Raw genomic sequence first — 13,724 nt, 5'->3', positions numbered from 1 at the left:
CGTCGAGAACATCATCATCAACTCTAGGACCTTGTCAATTGGTATCACGCGCTTCATCCCCCTTTCTTTTAAGGGGTTAAGCCGCCGCCAACGTAAGAGATGGTTCCCTTACAGCCATTGTTGAAGCTCACCTGCATAACCTGTACACTTCATTATACAATATTAGAAGTGAGAAGTGTTGTAATTGTTAAAAAATGGTACAATGTTCACAGAAGTCAGTTTTTTTAAAAGAATATATTTCAACTAAAAAGGTTTTCTGCTTGTGCAGAAAACCTTCAATAATACTACCTGATTTCAATATGTTTACTACGATCATGCTTATATTTTCGATAATAAGTAAGCATTGGTTCCACTGTATCTTTTAAATCCGGGCAGACAATTCCAGAGCCTTCTAAATCATTTACAGCTTGAGAACAATCATAGGAAGTTTTGAACTCAAAGTAATCAAGTGCTTCTTTTTCTACTTGTAGCCATTTTCGGATAGCTGCAATAGACAGGGCTTTTTTAGCTAATGTGAGCGGTACTTGTCCAGTTGGTGTTTTCCCCAAATACTGTTCAGAAAGCATTTTGTGTAGATCTTTCATTTTATATGGGTTTGGATCTGTTAAATGATAGGTTTTTCCTTTTCCAATAGGCGCTACAGCTAAGTAACTCACAGCTTTCAGAACATAATCTGATGGGACAAAATTCCCCTCGGGTTCGCCATCACCCAGGTACGTCATGACTGGTAAGTAACGAAGGTGTTCCAGAAAGTTAAGCATAAAATATATGCCATCAAATTTGATTGTCTCTCCAGTTTCAGAATTTCCTTTTACAATACCAGGTCGGATGATGGTGGTTGGAACGGATTCCTTTATATCATCCACTAATAATTCTGCTTCGTATTTGGTCTGTTCGTAATGATTTTTAAATGATTGCCCTTCTGAAAGTTCGTGTTCATAAATCTTGCCTTCGCGGGCTCCGGAGACATAAGCTGTACTAAAATAAATATAGCGTGAAAGTCCGTCCAATGTTTTCACCCAGTTATTTACGTTCTGCGTTCCATTTACATTAACATCATATGCAATGACTTTAGGTACAGCTAGATCATAAATGGCTGCTAGATGAAAGACATGGGTGACAGATAATTTTAATGATTGATTAACACTTTCAGATATTGCTAGTCCTTGCTTCGTGATATCTCCTGTAACAATGGAGAAAAAGTTCTCAGGTATAGAACTTTCCTGGGCAAAGCTTTTAATTTCTTCGTATGCCTTACTTTCTTGGTTGGGTAAAACTAATAAGTGGATGTGTTCGATGTCTTGGTGATCATGGATGAGTTGACGAATTAAACTTGTAGCTAGAAAGCCTGGGTATCCTGTCAGGAAGTAAGTATTTTTCATTTGTATCCCCTAATTGTGGAACTATTTGGTATTATTATAATTGAAAGATAAAAAAATAGTAGTAATACAATTTTTGAAGTAGAGAGCGAGGCAATTTCGTGAAGGTCTTCTGGTTACGCTTTGGCATGTTTTGTTTACTTGTTGTTGGTTCTATTTACACATCTGTAGACGAATCATCCATACCGTACAGTTTATTGTTTTTCACATGTGCGTTTGCATTGTTTTTTCTTTTATCAACTGAAAAAAAGCTATTATTTTTATACATTGGAATATCCATTGTCATTGAGTTGCATCATACTATTGTGGTGGAAGCATACAGTTCTTTTACCATTCTATTATTCTTATTTTTAACGATCATAGCTTCATTTATGTTAAGCAAAAATGCTTTGCTTACATATTTAGTTATTAACTTTCTTTTTTCGATTACTGTTACTTATGGAAATGAATTAAAGATTATCGAAGTAGTCATGACTACTATCTTTATCTATTTTCTAATTCTATTGGTAAACCGAATGGCAATTGAACGGAATGAGCAAAAAAAAATCTACGATAAACTTACCGGGGAATATCGGCAATTGAAAAGACTAAATCTACGAACAGAGGAAGCCACCCGGATAGAAGAACGTACAAAAATTGCTCGGGATATTCACGATTCAGTTGGTCATCGTTTAACAGCTCTAATCATGAAATTAGAAGTGCTGGCTATTCAAAATCCTGATACGAATTATCGTGCCTTAAAACAAATGGCCAATGAGAGTTTAGAGGAAACACGGGAAGCGGTCAAAGCATTACAGGCAGAAGAAAATGAAGGAATTGCTACTGTTGTACATTTAATTCGTAAGCTAGAGGCAGAAAGTCATGTACTTGTGCAATTTACGATGAAGCAAGGTGTATTGTCAGTGAATCTGTCCAATGAAAAAAGTATTATGCTGTATAGGGTTATTCAAGAAGCATTAACAAATGCAATGCGGCATGCACAGGCAAGGGAAGTACATGTTATTTTAGGGAAGTCTGCAAATGAGGATATTTCTTTTGAAGTATCCAATCAGCAATTTAAAGCAAAGAATTATGAGCTCGGCTTTGGCCTGGAAAACATGAAGGAAAGAATCAATCAGGTTAACGGAACTTTACATGTCTATCAAACGGAAAATCAATTTGTTGTTAGTGGAACAATTCCACAGACTCCGGGAGTTTCTTAGAGGGGGTGTTCAAAAAGTCAACACAACACGCGCAAGTCCGGTCCTAAAAATCTTCGCGACTTGAACTTGACGCACAGGCCGTACTAATGTCGACTTTTCAGGCAGGACGCCTGAGTTCTTTGCCGACCTTGTTTCTAATTTGCCGACTTTTGAACAAACACTTAGAGGGGAAAAATAATTTACCAATTTGCAGGAACAACTAGTACATAAACACAAATAATCATTTCGCATAAGATAGCAAGTGACCTTCGAGCAATGAAAGGACGGAATGATTATGTATTATCCAAAAATGAATCAATACAGGCAAGATTTCTCGCGCGTTATGACTGTAACAGGGAATGCAAGACTTTTATTTGAGCCAGATAAAGTCAGTATCCAACTAGAAATCATGACAGAAAACAAGCAAGTTAGTCAAGCGCAACAAGAAAATGCACGTAAAATGAACCAGGTTATTCAATCACTTTTACAGCTTGGGATTCTCAGGGGAAATATCCAAACGACTGGTTATAACATAAATCCTATATACGATTATATTGATGGAAAACAACAATTTAAGGGATATCGAGTTTCTAACACAATCACAGTGCAGATTACTAGTATTGACCAAGCAGGGGAAATTATAGATGTTGCTGTTCAAAACGGTGTGAATCAGGTCTCAAACATCCAGTTTTCCATTGAAGATAAACAAATCGCATACCAACAGGCGCTTAGTGCTGCACTAAAGAATGCGATTGCCGAAGCGCAAATAATAGCGGAAACATTAAATGTGAATTTTGATCCAATACCTATTAAAATTGTTGAAGAAACAAGCGAAACTCCACCATCTTTTAAAACCTTCGCTACCATGGAAAGTAATGTAACTACCCCAATAGAACCGGGTCAAATTGTTGTTAGTGCATCTGTTAAAACACAATTTCAGTATTGAAAATCTCTGTTATTCGTAAAGTGGCAGGACTTCCTTCACGCTAAATAGAATTAGAGATAGGAAGGAACGGGAACCGTCTCAGGTCGGTTGTAAATAGTTTACTTCAAGTGAGGAGGGCTGAGCATGTGGCAGGTATTATTAGTAGAAGATCAGGCAATTGTTAGGCAGGGGTTAAAGGTTATTTTGGAACAAGATGAGAATATTACAGTAACCCATGAGGCAAACAATGGACAGGAGGCATTGGGTATCCTCGAAAAACATATGATTGATTTTATCATGATGGATGTACGAATGCCTGTCATGAATGGAATTGAAGCTACCAGGAAAATTAAGAAACAATGGCCATATATTAAGATTCTTATTTTGACGACGTTTAATGATGATGAGTATGCATTACAGGCGTTAAAAGAGGGGGCGAATGGCTTTTTATTAAAAACATCTGAATCTACCAAGTTATTAGAAGCGGTACATAGCTGCATGAAGGGTGGTTTAACTATTCATGCAGAGGTAGCAGCAAAAGTAATGCCACGACTTTTACAGCAGACAAAGTCCAAAGCCATTGATTGTAAGCTCACCACTCGGGAACTCGCCATTACCAAATTAATTGGCGAAGGTATGACAAATAAAGAAATTGCGGAAGAATTATATCTTTCCATTGGTACGGTAAAAAATCATCTCACACAGATTTTACAAAAAACTGCTCTGCGTGATCGTACCCAGTTAGCAATCTATGCTGTTAAACATGATATATCATTGAACACATAGATTCTTACTGTTAGCTTAGGTGCAAAAAACGAGCCATGTTCCGGGCTCGTTTTTTGGTAATTATTCTTTAATCTTCAATCCTAACATCGTTGCAAATCCAATTGCTTGATCTGGAGAAACCTCGCAGCCTTTTAAGTCTTCTAACGTTACATTCAGGCTACTAAATGTAATGTTACTAATATCAATACCCTTTAGGGGGGTCCTTGCAAAGTTTGCTTCATCCAAATCACAATGATTAAAACCTACTTTATTGAATTTACATTCATAATAATCAACATTGCAAAGTGAACAAGACTCAAATTTTACTTACTTTAAATTTGCATATCCAAATGAGCTTAGATTTGCGTGACAATTATCAAACAAAACGTTGCGGAGTGTCGCCTCCGGAAGATTAAGACCCAATATTTTTGAATCTTTAAATTCCACTCTGTGAATACTGGCGTTACTGAAATCGGTGTTTGATAAATCACATTTTTCAAAAGTAACATCAATCAGCTCAATATTTCGGAATGTCACATCTATGAATATCACATTTTTAAAAACGACTTGTTCAAAACATATTTTATCAATATCCTCTTCTGTAATGGAGCAGTTGCTTATTATACACATGTTAAGATAGTTTTCATCCATGTCCTGAAAGTTTGCTTGGAATAAACCTTGTGGGATTTTTGGTTGTTCGATTTTAATCTTACTCGCCATACAATCACCCTCACTAAATAATTAGTTATTAATAGATTCTAGTTTACTTGAAATAATAGTATTCTGCAAAAGTGACTTAAGTCATCTTATTATTAAAAATGAAGTGACTTCAGACAGTGTGCGAGTACTATAATATATCGTAAAATGAACTTATAGAGGACGTTCAAAAAGTCACCAAATGATAAACGGCGAATTTCTTCGTTCTTTGAAAAAGAAGAACATTTTTTCTGCGTGCGAAGTAATGCTTCGGGGGTAATTCTAGTGGTCAGTTTTTCCGCTCCTCACGTATTAAAAGCATAGAGGAACTTCTGCTAAAACCGTCCACGTCCTGTGGGCAACGTAGAAGTCAGCACAACACGCGCAAGTCCGGTCCTTAAAATCTTCACGGCTTGTACTTCGACGCACAGAACGTGCTAGTGTCGACGTTGCAACAGGACGTTGCGCTCCTAGTCGACCTTGTTTCTAATTTGGCAACTTTTTGAACACGTTCTTATAGGAGGCGAGAAAATGCTTGAGTTAGTTGATATTTCCAAGAAGTTTAAACAGTTTTATGCAGTAAAAAACTTAAATATGTTTATTGAAAAAGGAGAAATAATCGGGTTGCTTGGTCCAAATGGTGCTGGTAAATCAACAGCAATTTCGATGCTTACATCTTTGATTGAACCGACAACAGGCGATGTCCGGTTTAATAATAGCAGCGTGATTAAGAGTCCTGGACCGCTCAGGAAAGTTATTGGAATGGTGCCGCAAGAAATAGCTATCTACCCAGATTTAACAGCAAAAGAGAATCTACAATTTTTTGGTAGAATATATCGGCTGTCAGGATCTGACTTGAAACGAAAAATAGATGAGGTATTGGATCTAGTTGGCTTGACTGACCGTCGAAATGATGTTGCTAAAAAGTTTTCAGGTGGGATGAAACGCCGTTTGAATATTGGTGTTGCATTATTACACAATCCAGAGTTACTCATTATGGATGAACCAACTGTAGGAATCGACCCACAATCACGAAACTACATTTTAGAAACAGTAAAACGTCTCAACGCGGAAAAACAGATGACCATTTTGTACACTAGTCACTATATGGAAGAGGTGGAGTTTCTTTGTGACCGTATTTACATTATGGATAAAGGGAATTTGATTGCTTCTGGCACAAAAGAAGAAATAAAACGAATTCTTTCCGCTGAAAAAACGATTGTCGTAAAAGCAGATCGTTTAAATGAAATGTTTATAGAAGCGCTTCATGACGAACCAATGATTAATCGCGTAACAACAAAGGAAAAAGAGGTCACTGTCATTGTTCCTACTGAAGTAAACATTTTCAGTAAGATCCTCAAGCTTGCAGAAGAAGCGGAAGTAAAATTACAATCGGTTGATATCCAAACAGCCACCCTAGAAGATGTATTTCTTCATCTTACTGGGAGAGCACTTCGGGATTAAGGAGGGATATACTTGATACGTCAAATTGTAAAGAAGCAGGCGCTTATCTTTTTACGTAACCCTCAATTACTTTTGTTGTTAATTGGTTTACCTATCATCTTAATTGCCATATTAGGTGCCTCAATCGGGGATTTGATGAACGGTGAGACTGTATCGATAGACGCTAAGGTAGCTATAATTGAGCATGGTAGTGAACAAGAGCAAGTGGAAAACTTTATACTTGATGTTGAGAAAAGTAAGCTATCTAATGAAGTGAAAACTGCAATACAAGGGAATACAGAACAATTAAGTTTGATAGAAACGTTAATAGAAGATGTGCTTGGTAGTAATGAACTGGAGGAAATTATTACGCTCGAAAGCATTAAGCCATCTGAAAAAAATGAAATAATCAATGATGACTCTTTTGCAGCAATTATTGAGGTTCCTGAAAATTTCACCTTTAACACACTACAGCATACCATGCTTGGTAAAGGTGAACCCGGAATGTTAAAAGTGTACAAAAATGAAGGGAAACAAATTGGATCTATGGTGGTTGGGGGCATTTTGGAACAGTTTCAAGAGCAACTGACAATGATTAGTTTCGCAGGTAAACATTCTATTTCTATGGAGGCCATTCAGGTTGACTCCGAAGCTGTATCAGGTGAAGTAAGGTCTATCAACCAGAAAAAGCCTATTACTGCACAAAACTATTATGCAGTTGGAATGGCTGTCATGAACGTTTTATTCGTTGCATCTATGATTGGATCATTTGCCTTTCAAGAGAAAAAAATTCATGTATTTAATCGGGTTATCTTAGCTAATTTGTCAAGATGGATTTATTTTAGTGGTATATTCTTATCTGGTGTAATCTTCGGCTTTTTGCACCTTTTAATTGTATATGGGGTATCTTGGTTATTTTTTGGAATTACGTGGCCAAATTTGTTAGGTTTCTTCGTTGTTACATTTGGGTTAGCGATAGCAGTTGGTGGCTTAGCGGTATTGTTAACAGCTATAAGTTACCGCATCAACTCGGAGGTTATTACGAACTACTTTTCATCTATTGTAGTTTCAATCATTGCTTTTTTAGGCGGCAGTTTCTTTCCAATTGGTGATTTTTCAAAAACAATTCAGTTTATTGGAAACTTAACACCGAATGGAGCGGGAATGACGGCATATTTAACTCTTTTACGTGGAGATGGTATTTCAGAGATACTCGATCAATTCTTTTTCTTAACCTTATTTGCCTTCCTTTTGGTTGTAATAGCTGGCTTTAGTTTTCCAAAAAGGGGGTACACATTATGATTGGTATTTTGCTAACGAAAATAAGGTTATTTTTTCGAAGTCCATGGTCTTTTGTAATGACCACATTAATGTCAATTGGTTTTGCCTTTATTTTAGGAGGAACAACCACGAATGTAATCAATGTTCCTGTCTACGTAGCAGATGAAATTCAAGACTCGATTGTTTGGGATATGCTTGAAGAATCTGATGTATACAATTTTAAAATGATGACGAACGATGAAATGAAACAAAAAATAGCTAATGGTAAAGCGGAGTTTGGTATAGAGTTACACAAAAATGACTACCAGGTTTTAGTCGGTGTCGATTCTAGGACCATTGATTTAGTTCAGCGTACAGTCGAAGAGGCATATATGAAAAAACAGCAATATGAACAGATATATGCCGAGTCAAAAGCTACTACTATTGCTGAAAAAAAGGAATTAAGGGAGGATTTACAAAGGTCTCAAGAGAATCCACCTTTTACCATTCAAATGGAAAACTTTCGTGGTTCAGATGCGGTTATTGTCGATAACACATTTCATTCTTTGTTTGGATTTGCGTTGTTTTTTGTAATCTATACAATCGCTTATAATGTATTTCATATATTGGTGGAAAAACAGGATGGGGTCTGGGACAGGATTATATTATCTCCTGTGAAAAAGTGGGAAATGTATGTAGCTAACTTAATTTATAGTTTCTTAACTGGTTACTTGCAAGTCGCTGTTGTTTTCTTTGTATTTCGTTATTGGATTGGTCTTGATTTCAACGGGAAGTTTATGGAATCATTAATTTTTATCATTCCATATGTATTTGCTATTGTTGCAATGTCGATTTTAATTACTGGGTTAGTCAAAACCGTCCAACAGTTCAACGCAGTTATTCCAATTATTGCAGTAAGTATGGCGATGATTGGAGGAGCGTATTGGCCGCTTGAAGTGGTTGAATCAAAGTTTATGATAGCATTGTCAAAATTTGACCCGATCACATATGGAATGGAAGCCTTAAATGGTGTAGTTGTTTATGGATATCCATTGGGTGAAGTACTTTATCCTATTAGTATATTGCTATTAATGGGAGTAGTGATGACAGGCGTTGGAATTCATTTGATGGAGAAAAGGCATGTGTAAAGATTGCTCCAACCTGAGTTCTTTTGTTTTATTAAGCATGCTTAATTGATAAAATGATAGGGTAACTGATTATTAAGGAGTGAGAGCATGCAAATTAATGAAGAAGCACGCGCGGAACTATATAATGAAGTAAATGGACTGTCTGATGAAGAACTAAATAAAAAGCCTGCTGATGATAAATGGTCAATCAAACAGGTAATGGAGCATTTATTTTTAATGGAAGGTGCAATTACGAAAGCAATCATTAATCAATTGGAAAACGGGGATGAAGTAAATGCTGACCCAAAACCAATTGAAGCTACAACAAATCGTGGTATAAAAGTAGATGCGCCAGATTATGCAACACCTAATGATGATTTTGCTACGTTAGATGAATTAAAGCTAAAATTAACTGCTACACATCAAGGGTTAATTAAAGTTGAAGAAACTGTTGATGAAAAAGAATTGGAAGCAAAAGGCTTTCCGCATCCATTATTTGGACAGATAAGCTTGATGCAATGGATTCCATTTGTTGCATATCATGAAAAACGACATATATTACAAATTAAAGAAGTAAAGGAAAAGCTAGGTTTATAGAAATAGCGTAAGGACGGGCAGCCAAGCACTGCTCGTTTTTTGGTGTCAACAAATACCAGTCTAGATTGGCGGAAATAAGAATGGTTTTCCTGTATAATAAAAAGAAGCGTCATAAAGAAGGGGGATCTTTGTGAAGAAAAAAAGGTGGTTAAAACTATTAATTGGAATACTTAGTATTCTAGTAATCATAAATATCGTAGCTAGTTTTTACTTTTACAATCTAGCAATTGAACGTAATACGAAAGATTTTTTACAGGGAAATGATGATTTAGAAGTTTCCGCTGAAGCCATGGAGGTTTTCACTGAGGGTGATTGGCATGATTGGGTAGAAAAACAGGATTTCAAGCGATGGGAGATTAGTTCTTTTGATAACCTGGAGTTGAACGGATACTTTTTGCCTGCTAAGGAACCAACTAATAAAACGGTCATTTTAGCACATGGTTATCTTGGATCTGGTCTTGATATGGGGCTCTACGGACAATATTATTATGAAGAGCTCGGCTATAATATATTAATGCCCGATGCACGTGGCCATGGAGAGAGTGAAGGCGATTATATTGGTTTTGGCTGGCACGATCGGTTGGACTACGTTAAATGGATAAATCTAGTTAAAGAAAACCTGGGGAATAATTCAGAAATTGTACTGCACGGGGTTTCCATGGGTGCAGCAACTGTATTAATGACGAGTGGGGAAGACCTGCCTGACAATGTAAAAGCTATCGTTGCAGATAGTGCATATACAAGTGTTGAAGATTTATTTGCCTATCAGATGAAGCGGATGTATCACTTGCCGAAGTTTCCATTTCTAACAAGTACTAGTTTTGTTACAGATATAAAGGCAGGATATAACTTCGATGAGGCGTCAGCATTGAAGCAGGTTAAAAAGACGGACATTCCGATTTTGTATTATCATGGTAATGCCGATACTTTTGTACCAACTGAGATGGCGTATGAACTAGCTGAAAATACGGCAAGTCCATCTGAAATCATGACAATTGATGATGCAGGCCATGGAGAAGGATTTGTAGTCGAAAAAGAGGCGTATGTACAAAAACTAAATGAGTTTCTAGGTAAATATGTAGAATAAGCAGCCTGAGAAGGTTGCTTATTTTTTTACTCAATATAAGCAAAATGACTGACACTCCAGGCGTCAGCCATTCCAAAAATTATAATTCCCACATTATAAATATTTTTCAAACCAGCGACAAATGTGATTCAATCGCTCAATTCGCATTAATGGTTCTCCGCTTCGACTTAATTCATGACTTGCGCCAGGGAAGCGAACGAATTCAACCTCTTTTTTTAGGTGCTTGAGTGTAATAAATAGTTGTTCCCCTTGTTCAATTGGACAACGTAAATCCTGTTCTCCGTGTACAATTAATAGCGGTGTTTCTACTTCTTCCGCATACTTCAATGGAGAGAATTCCCATAGTTTCTTGGGGTCGTCTAACAAGTTTTTACCGAGCTCCCACTCAGTGAAAAAATATCCAATATCACTAACACCATAAAAGCTAAGCCAATTAGAGATTGAGCGTTGGGTTACGGCGGCTTTGAAGCGATTTGTGTGTCCTACAATCCAGTTGGTCATGAAACCACCATAGCTTCCACCAGTTACACCCAATCGATTTTTATCGATGAAATCATAGTTTTCTAGAGCATAGTCAACCGCGCTCATTAAATCAGTATAATCTTTTCCGCCGTAATCCGCACGACAGGCATTAACGAACGCTTGTCCATAGCCATGGCTCCCACGTGGATTTGTATACAAGACAACATATCCTTTTGCAGCAAGAAGTTGTAGTTCATGGAAATATGTTTGTCCATACATGGCGTGTGGACCACCATGAATTTCAAGTACAAAAGGATATTTTTTACCCTCTTCGAATCCATGTGGATGTAAAATCCAGCCTTGAATTTTCCAGCCATCTTCAGCCTCCACTGTTATGGTTTCTGGCTCAGATAGGGAAACCTCGTCTAAAAATTCCGTATTAGCATTTGTTAAACGTGATAGTTCACCATCATATAGCTGATAAAAATTACATGGATTTGTTGGAGTACTAATGCCTAAAACAAAGGATTCTGATTTAGCATTATAAGAAAGTCCAAATACATGATTGTTATCTTTGTATAGGACTTCAATTTTTCCATCTAAATCTGCTTGGTATAGACCCGTGGCACCATGGTCAGTCCCAATAAAAAATAACTGATCACTATTTTTTGACCATACAGGACCTGTTGTTGATTGGCCCATGCGTGTGTCACCAATCATGAGATCATCTAGTTGCATGTCGATAGATTCGCTTAAACATGTTCTTTCTTTTGTGGCACTATCAAAAACAAAGAGTTCATCTAGAGTGGCGCCAGCATAGGAAAATTCACTGCCAAAACAAGCAATTTTATCGCCGCTCGGGGAAAAGGACGCATTGTCATAAGACCCTTTTCCATCTGTTAACTTTACTACCTCCTTAGATGTTAAATCTAATAGAAAAAGGTCGTTAGTTAATGAGTAATCTTGGTTATCATCCAAATTTGCTGAAAAAAGCATTTGATTTCCATCAGGAGAAATATCCTCATATCCATGATCAACATCACCTAGAGTAAGCTGAGTGAACGTTCTTTTAGTTACATCATATTGGATGATCTGTGTCCGTTTCTCATCACGAAATCCATTGCTATCAGATTTGTGTTTCAAGCGATTTATCACAATTGGTTCTTTTGCTTTGTCTTCTTTTTCCTTTTGACGTTCTTCTTTAGATTGTTCTTTCTGATTTTGAACATTATCATCTTTGTCTAGCTGTGCACTAAAAAAGATATGTTTCCCATCTTTAGACCACGCAGGATTAGTGGCGCCATTTTTAAAGGTCGTAAGCTGTCGAGCCTCTCCGCCATCAGTATGTGCTAGCCATAGTTGTGGGATCCCACTTCTAGTTGACTGAAAGACTAGCTTCTGTCCATCAGGAGAGAAGCGCGGATTACTATTTTTCCCATCGTCAAATGTCCATTGTCTTGGCTCGGCGTCTGTCACTTTTTGTGTGAATAATTGGGATTGATACGTATTATCTTTATCTATTGTTGTTGAAACAAATGCATATGTATCGCCATTTGGTGTGTACTGTGGATCACTATAAACAGCAAACCTTGTTAGATCTTTAGCGGTTACCGCGCGCTTATTAATTGTCATGAAAAAGTCCCCCTAAACGTTTTTAAAAGTTTCATTTAGTCTAAACTATTTCGAACTACGAATCAAATGGAATGGTAGAATTTTGTGAAAATTCATTTCGGTTTTTCTTTATAAAAAAAATCCCTTATTATTTGTAATAAGGGAATTTCATCAGTATTAATTGGTTTGTTCAATTTTTTTAGTGACTATATTCGCATCTTCTTCATATGCATTTTGTAGTTTTCTGGTTATTGGACCAGGTTGGCCATTGCCGATTTGTGTATCATCCACAGTGACAATCGGAAGAACTTCCGATGTACTACTTGTTAAAAACATTTCATCAGCAAGAGCGATATCTTCAACCGAAAAACCATCTTCGTTCAAAGGAATAGTCAAATCTTGCACAAACTTTTCGATTCGCATCCGAACACATCCATGTAATATCCTTTTTGTGGTAGGATACGTATAAACTGTGCCATCTTTTATCATATAAACATTAGCAGAGCTGCACTCAGTTACAATGCCATCTTTGTGCAGGATTGCATCGTATGCTCCTTGTTCATTTGCGGTTTGTTTTGCTAAGACATTCGGTAACAAATTTAAACTTTTCACAAAACAATATTCCCAGCGAATATCGCGCTCAGTAATGGTTTTAACACCATCTTGTAATCCAGCTACATTTCGTGCCTGATCTTCTATATAACCATATACATTTGCTTCTATATTATTCGGAAAGATATGATTTCGTGGTGCTGAACCCCGCGATACTTGCAAATAAAGCTTCGCATCATTTGAAACAGAATTTTTTAGTAATAAGTTGTTTAATAAATTGCTAAGTTCTTCTTTAGTAAATGGCAGTTTAATTTTTACTGCTTCCGCTGATCGGAATAATCGATCAATATGTTCATTAATTAAATAATAAGTACCATTGTAGATACGAACAACCTCATACACGCCATCCCCAAATTGCAAGGCACGTTCTTCAAATGGATAGTTCAAATTATCTCGATGTGTAAATTTAGTCTGTGACAACATGATTGGATATACAGACATTTTATCGCCTCCCGTCAAGCATACGTCTATCTTATCGCTAACATAAAGCGTTGTAAATGGGCGTTTTTTTCCATAATTAAAAGATTAAAAATTTGCCCTTGATTAATAGAATTAAACTTGTTATAATAATTAACATGT

Annotated in this window: 13 protein-coding genes; 8 read left to right on the top strand and 5 right to left on the bottom strand. The window is 36.8% G+C overall.

All coding sequences use genetic code 11. The features are described from left to right. Positions 1-284: 284 nt before the first annotated feature. Positions 285-1,382 carry an SDR family oxidoreductase gene (locus CFK40_RS17380; protein WP_089533660.1) on the bottom strand — a complete coding sequence of 366 codons (1,098 nt, stop codon included), beginning with the start codon at positions 1,380-1,382 and terminating at the stop codon, positions 285-287. 98 nt (positions 1,383-1,480) lie between these two features. Between CFK40_RS17380 and CFK40_RS17375 the strand changes: the two genes are divergently transcribed. From CFK40_RS17375 to CFK40_RS17365, 3 genes are all read left to right on the top strand, one after another. Next, entirely contained in the window at positions 1,481-2,581 is a 1,101-nt protein-coding gene (locus CFK40_RS17375) for a sensor histidine kinase (protein WP_227001813.1), read from the top strand. A 274-nt stretch (positions 2,582-2,855) separates the two neighbouring features. Next, complete coding sequence (locus tag CFK40_RS17370; protein ID WP_161493900.1) at positions 2,856-3,506, top strand: SIMPL domain-containing protein; 651 nt, start codon at positions 2,856-2,858, stop codon at positions 3,504-3,506. A 123-nt stretch (positions 3,507-3,629) separates the two neighbouring features. Next, a complete protein-coding gene (locus tag CFK40_RS17365) occupies positions 3,630-4,271 on the top strand; it encodes a response regulator transcription factor (RefSeq protein WP_089533658.1) in 642 nt (213 codons plus the stop codon). 60 nt (positions 4,272-4,331) lie between these two features. On the opposite strand, the gene CFK40_RS21405 is transcribed toward CFK40_RS17365, so the two are convergent. Both CFK40_RS21405 and CFK40_RS21400 read right to left on the bottom strand, forming a co-directional pair. Then, positions 4,332-4,496: a hypothetical protein gene (locus CFK40_RS21405; protein WP_453890453.1), complete on the bottom strand. Its 165-nt coding sequence runs from the start codon at positions 4,494-4,496 to the stop codon at positions 4,332-4,334. Between the two features lie 81 nt (positions 4,497-4,577). Next, positions 4,578-4,970: a pentapeptide repeat-containing protein gene (locus tag CFK40_RS21400; protein ID WP_227001812.1), complete on the bottom strand. Its 393-nt coding sequence runs from the start codon at positions 4,968-4,970 to the stop codon at positions 4,578-4,580. 507 nt (positions 4,971-5,477) lie between these two features. Between CFK40_RS21400 and CFK40_RS17355 the strand changes: the two genes are divergently transcribed. From CFK40_RS17355 to CFK40_RS17335, 5 genes are all read left to right on the top strand, one after another. Further along, positions 5,478-6,410: an ABC transporter ATP-binding protein gene (locus CFK40_RS17355; RefSeq protein ID WP_089533657.1), complete on the top strand. Its 933-nt coding sequence runs from the start codon at positions 5,478-5,480 to the stop codon at positions 6,408-6,410. Positions 6,411-6,422: 12 nt separating this feature from the next. After that, positions 6,423-7,691: an ABC transporter permease gene (locus CFK40_RS17350; protein WP_161493899.1), complete on the top strand. Its 1,269-nt coding sequence runs from the start codon at positions 6,423-6,425 to the stop codon at positions 7,689-7,691. Beyond that, the gene (locus tag CFK40_RS17345; protein ID WP_089533655.1) at positions 7,688-8,797 is read left to right on the top strand and encodes an ABC transporter permease; all 1,110 of its coding nucleotides are present in this window, start codon (positions 7,688-7,690) and stop codon (positions 8,795-8,797) included. Before CFK40_RS17350 ends, CFK40_RS17345 begins: the two co-directional genes overlap by 4 nt. Positions 8,798-8,884: 87 nt before the next feature. Then, positions 8,885-9,373, top strand: a complete 489-nt coding sequence (locus CFK40_RS17340; RefSeq protein WP_089533654.1) for a DinB family protein — start codon at positions 8,885-8,887, stop codon at positions 9,371-9,373. A gap of 130 nt (positions 9,374-9,503) precedes the next feature. Further along, positions 9,504-10,460, top strand: a complete 957-nt coding sequence (locus CFK40_RS17335) for an alpha/beta hydrolase (RefSeq protein WP_227001811.1) — start codon at positions 9,504-9,506, stop codon at positions 10,458-10,460. 93 nt (positions 10,461-10,553) lie between these two features. Here CFK40_RS17335 and CFK40_RS17330 read toward each other — a convergent pair whose 3' ends face one another. Together CFK40_RS17330 and dat are read right to left on the bottom strand one after the other, a co-directional pair. Continuing rightward, positions 10,554-12,554, bottom strand: a complete 2,001-nt coding sequence (locus tag CFK40_RS17330) for a S9 family peptidase (protein WP_089533652.1) — start codon at positions 12,552-12,554, stop codon at positions 10,554-10,556. A gap of 156 nt (positions 12,555-12,710) precedes the next feature. Further along, entirely contained in the window at positions 12,711-13,586 is an 876-nt protein-coding gene (gene dat, locus CFK40_RS17325; RefSeq protein WP_089533651.1) for a D-amino-acid transaminase, read from the bottom strand. Positions 13,587-13,724 lie beyond the last annotated feature (138 nt).

The organism is Virgibacillus necropolis (assembly GCF_002224365.1).
GTDB lineage: Bacteria > Bacillota > Bacilli > Bacillales > Amphibacillaceae > Virgibacillus_F > Virgibacillus_F necropolis.
This window is presented reverse-complemented; position numbering and strand designations above follow the sequence as displayed.

What these genes read in the sequence shown, in the direction of transcription:
- CFK40_RS17355 (WP_089533657.1), top strand. Translation starts at nt 5,478, where the DNA reads ATGCTTGAGTTAGTTGATATTTCCAAGAAGTTTAAACAGTTTTATGCA.
- CFK40_RS17340 (WP_089533654.1), top strand. Translation starts at nt 8,885, where the DNA reads ATGCAAATTAATGAAGAAGCACGCGCGGAACTATATAATGAAGTAAAT.
- dat (WP_089533651.1), bottom strand. Translation starts at nt 13,586, where the DNA reads ATGTCTGTATATCCAATCATGTTGTCACAGACTAAATTTACACATCGA.
- CFK40_RS17365 (WP_089533658.1), top strand. Translation starts at nt 3,630, where the DNA reads ATGTGGCAGGTATTATTAGTAGAAGATCAGGCAATTGTTAGGCAGGGG.
- CFK40_RS17370 (WP_161493900.1), top strand. Translation starts at nt 2,856, where the DNA reads ATGTATTATCCAAAAATGAATCAATACAGGCAAGATTTCTCGCGCGTT.
- CFK40_RS17380 (WP_089533660.1), bottom strand. Translation starts at nt 1,382, where the DNA reads ATGAAAAATACTTACTTCCTGACAGGATACCCAGGCTTTCTAGCTACA.
- CFK40_RS17330 (WP_089533652.1), bottom strand. Translation starts at nt 12,554, where the DNA reads ATGACAATTAATAAGCGCGCGGTAACCGCTAAAGATCTAACAAGGTTT.
- CFK40_RS17345 (WP_089533655.1), top strand. Translation starts at nt 7,688, where the DNA reads ATGATTGGTATTTTGCTAACGAAAATAAGGTTATTTTTTCGAAGTCCA.
- CFK40_RS21400 (WP_227001812.1), bottom strand. Translation starts at nt 4,970, where the DNA reads ATGGCGAGTAAGATTAAAATCGAACAACCAAAAATCCCACAAGGTTTA.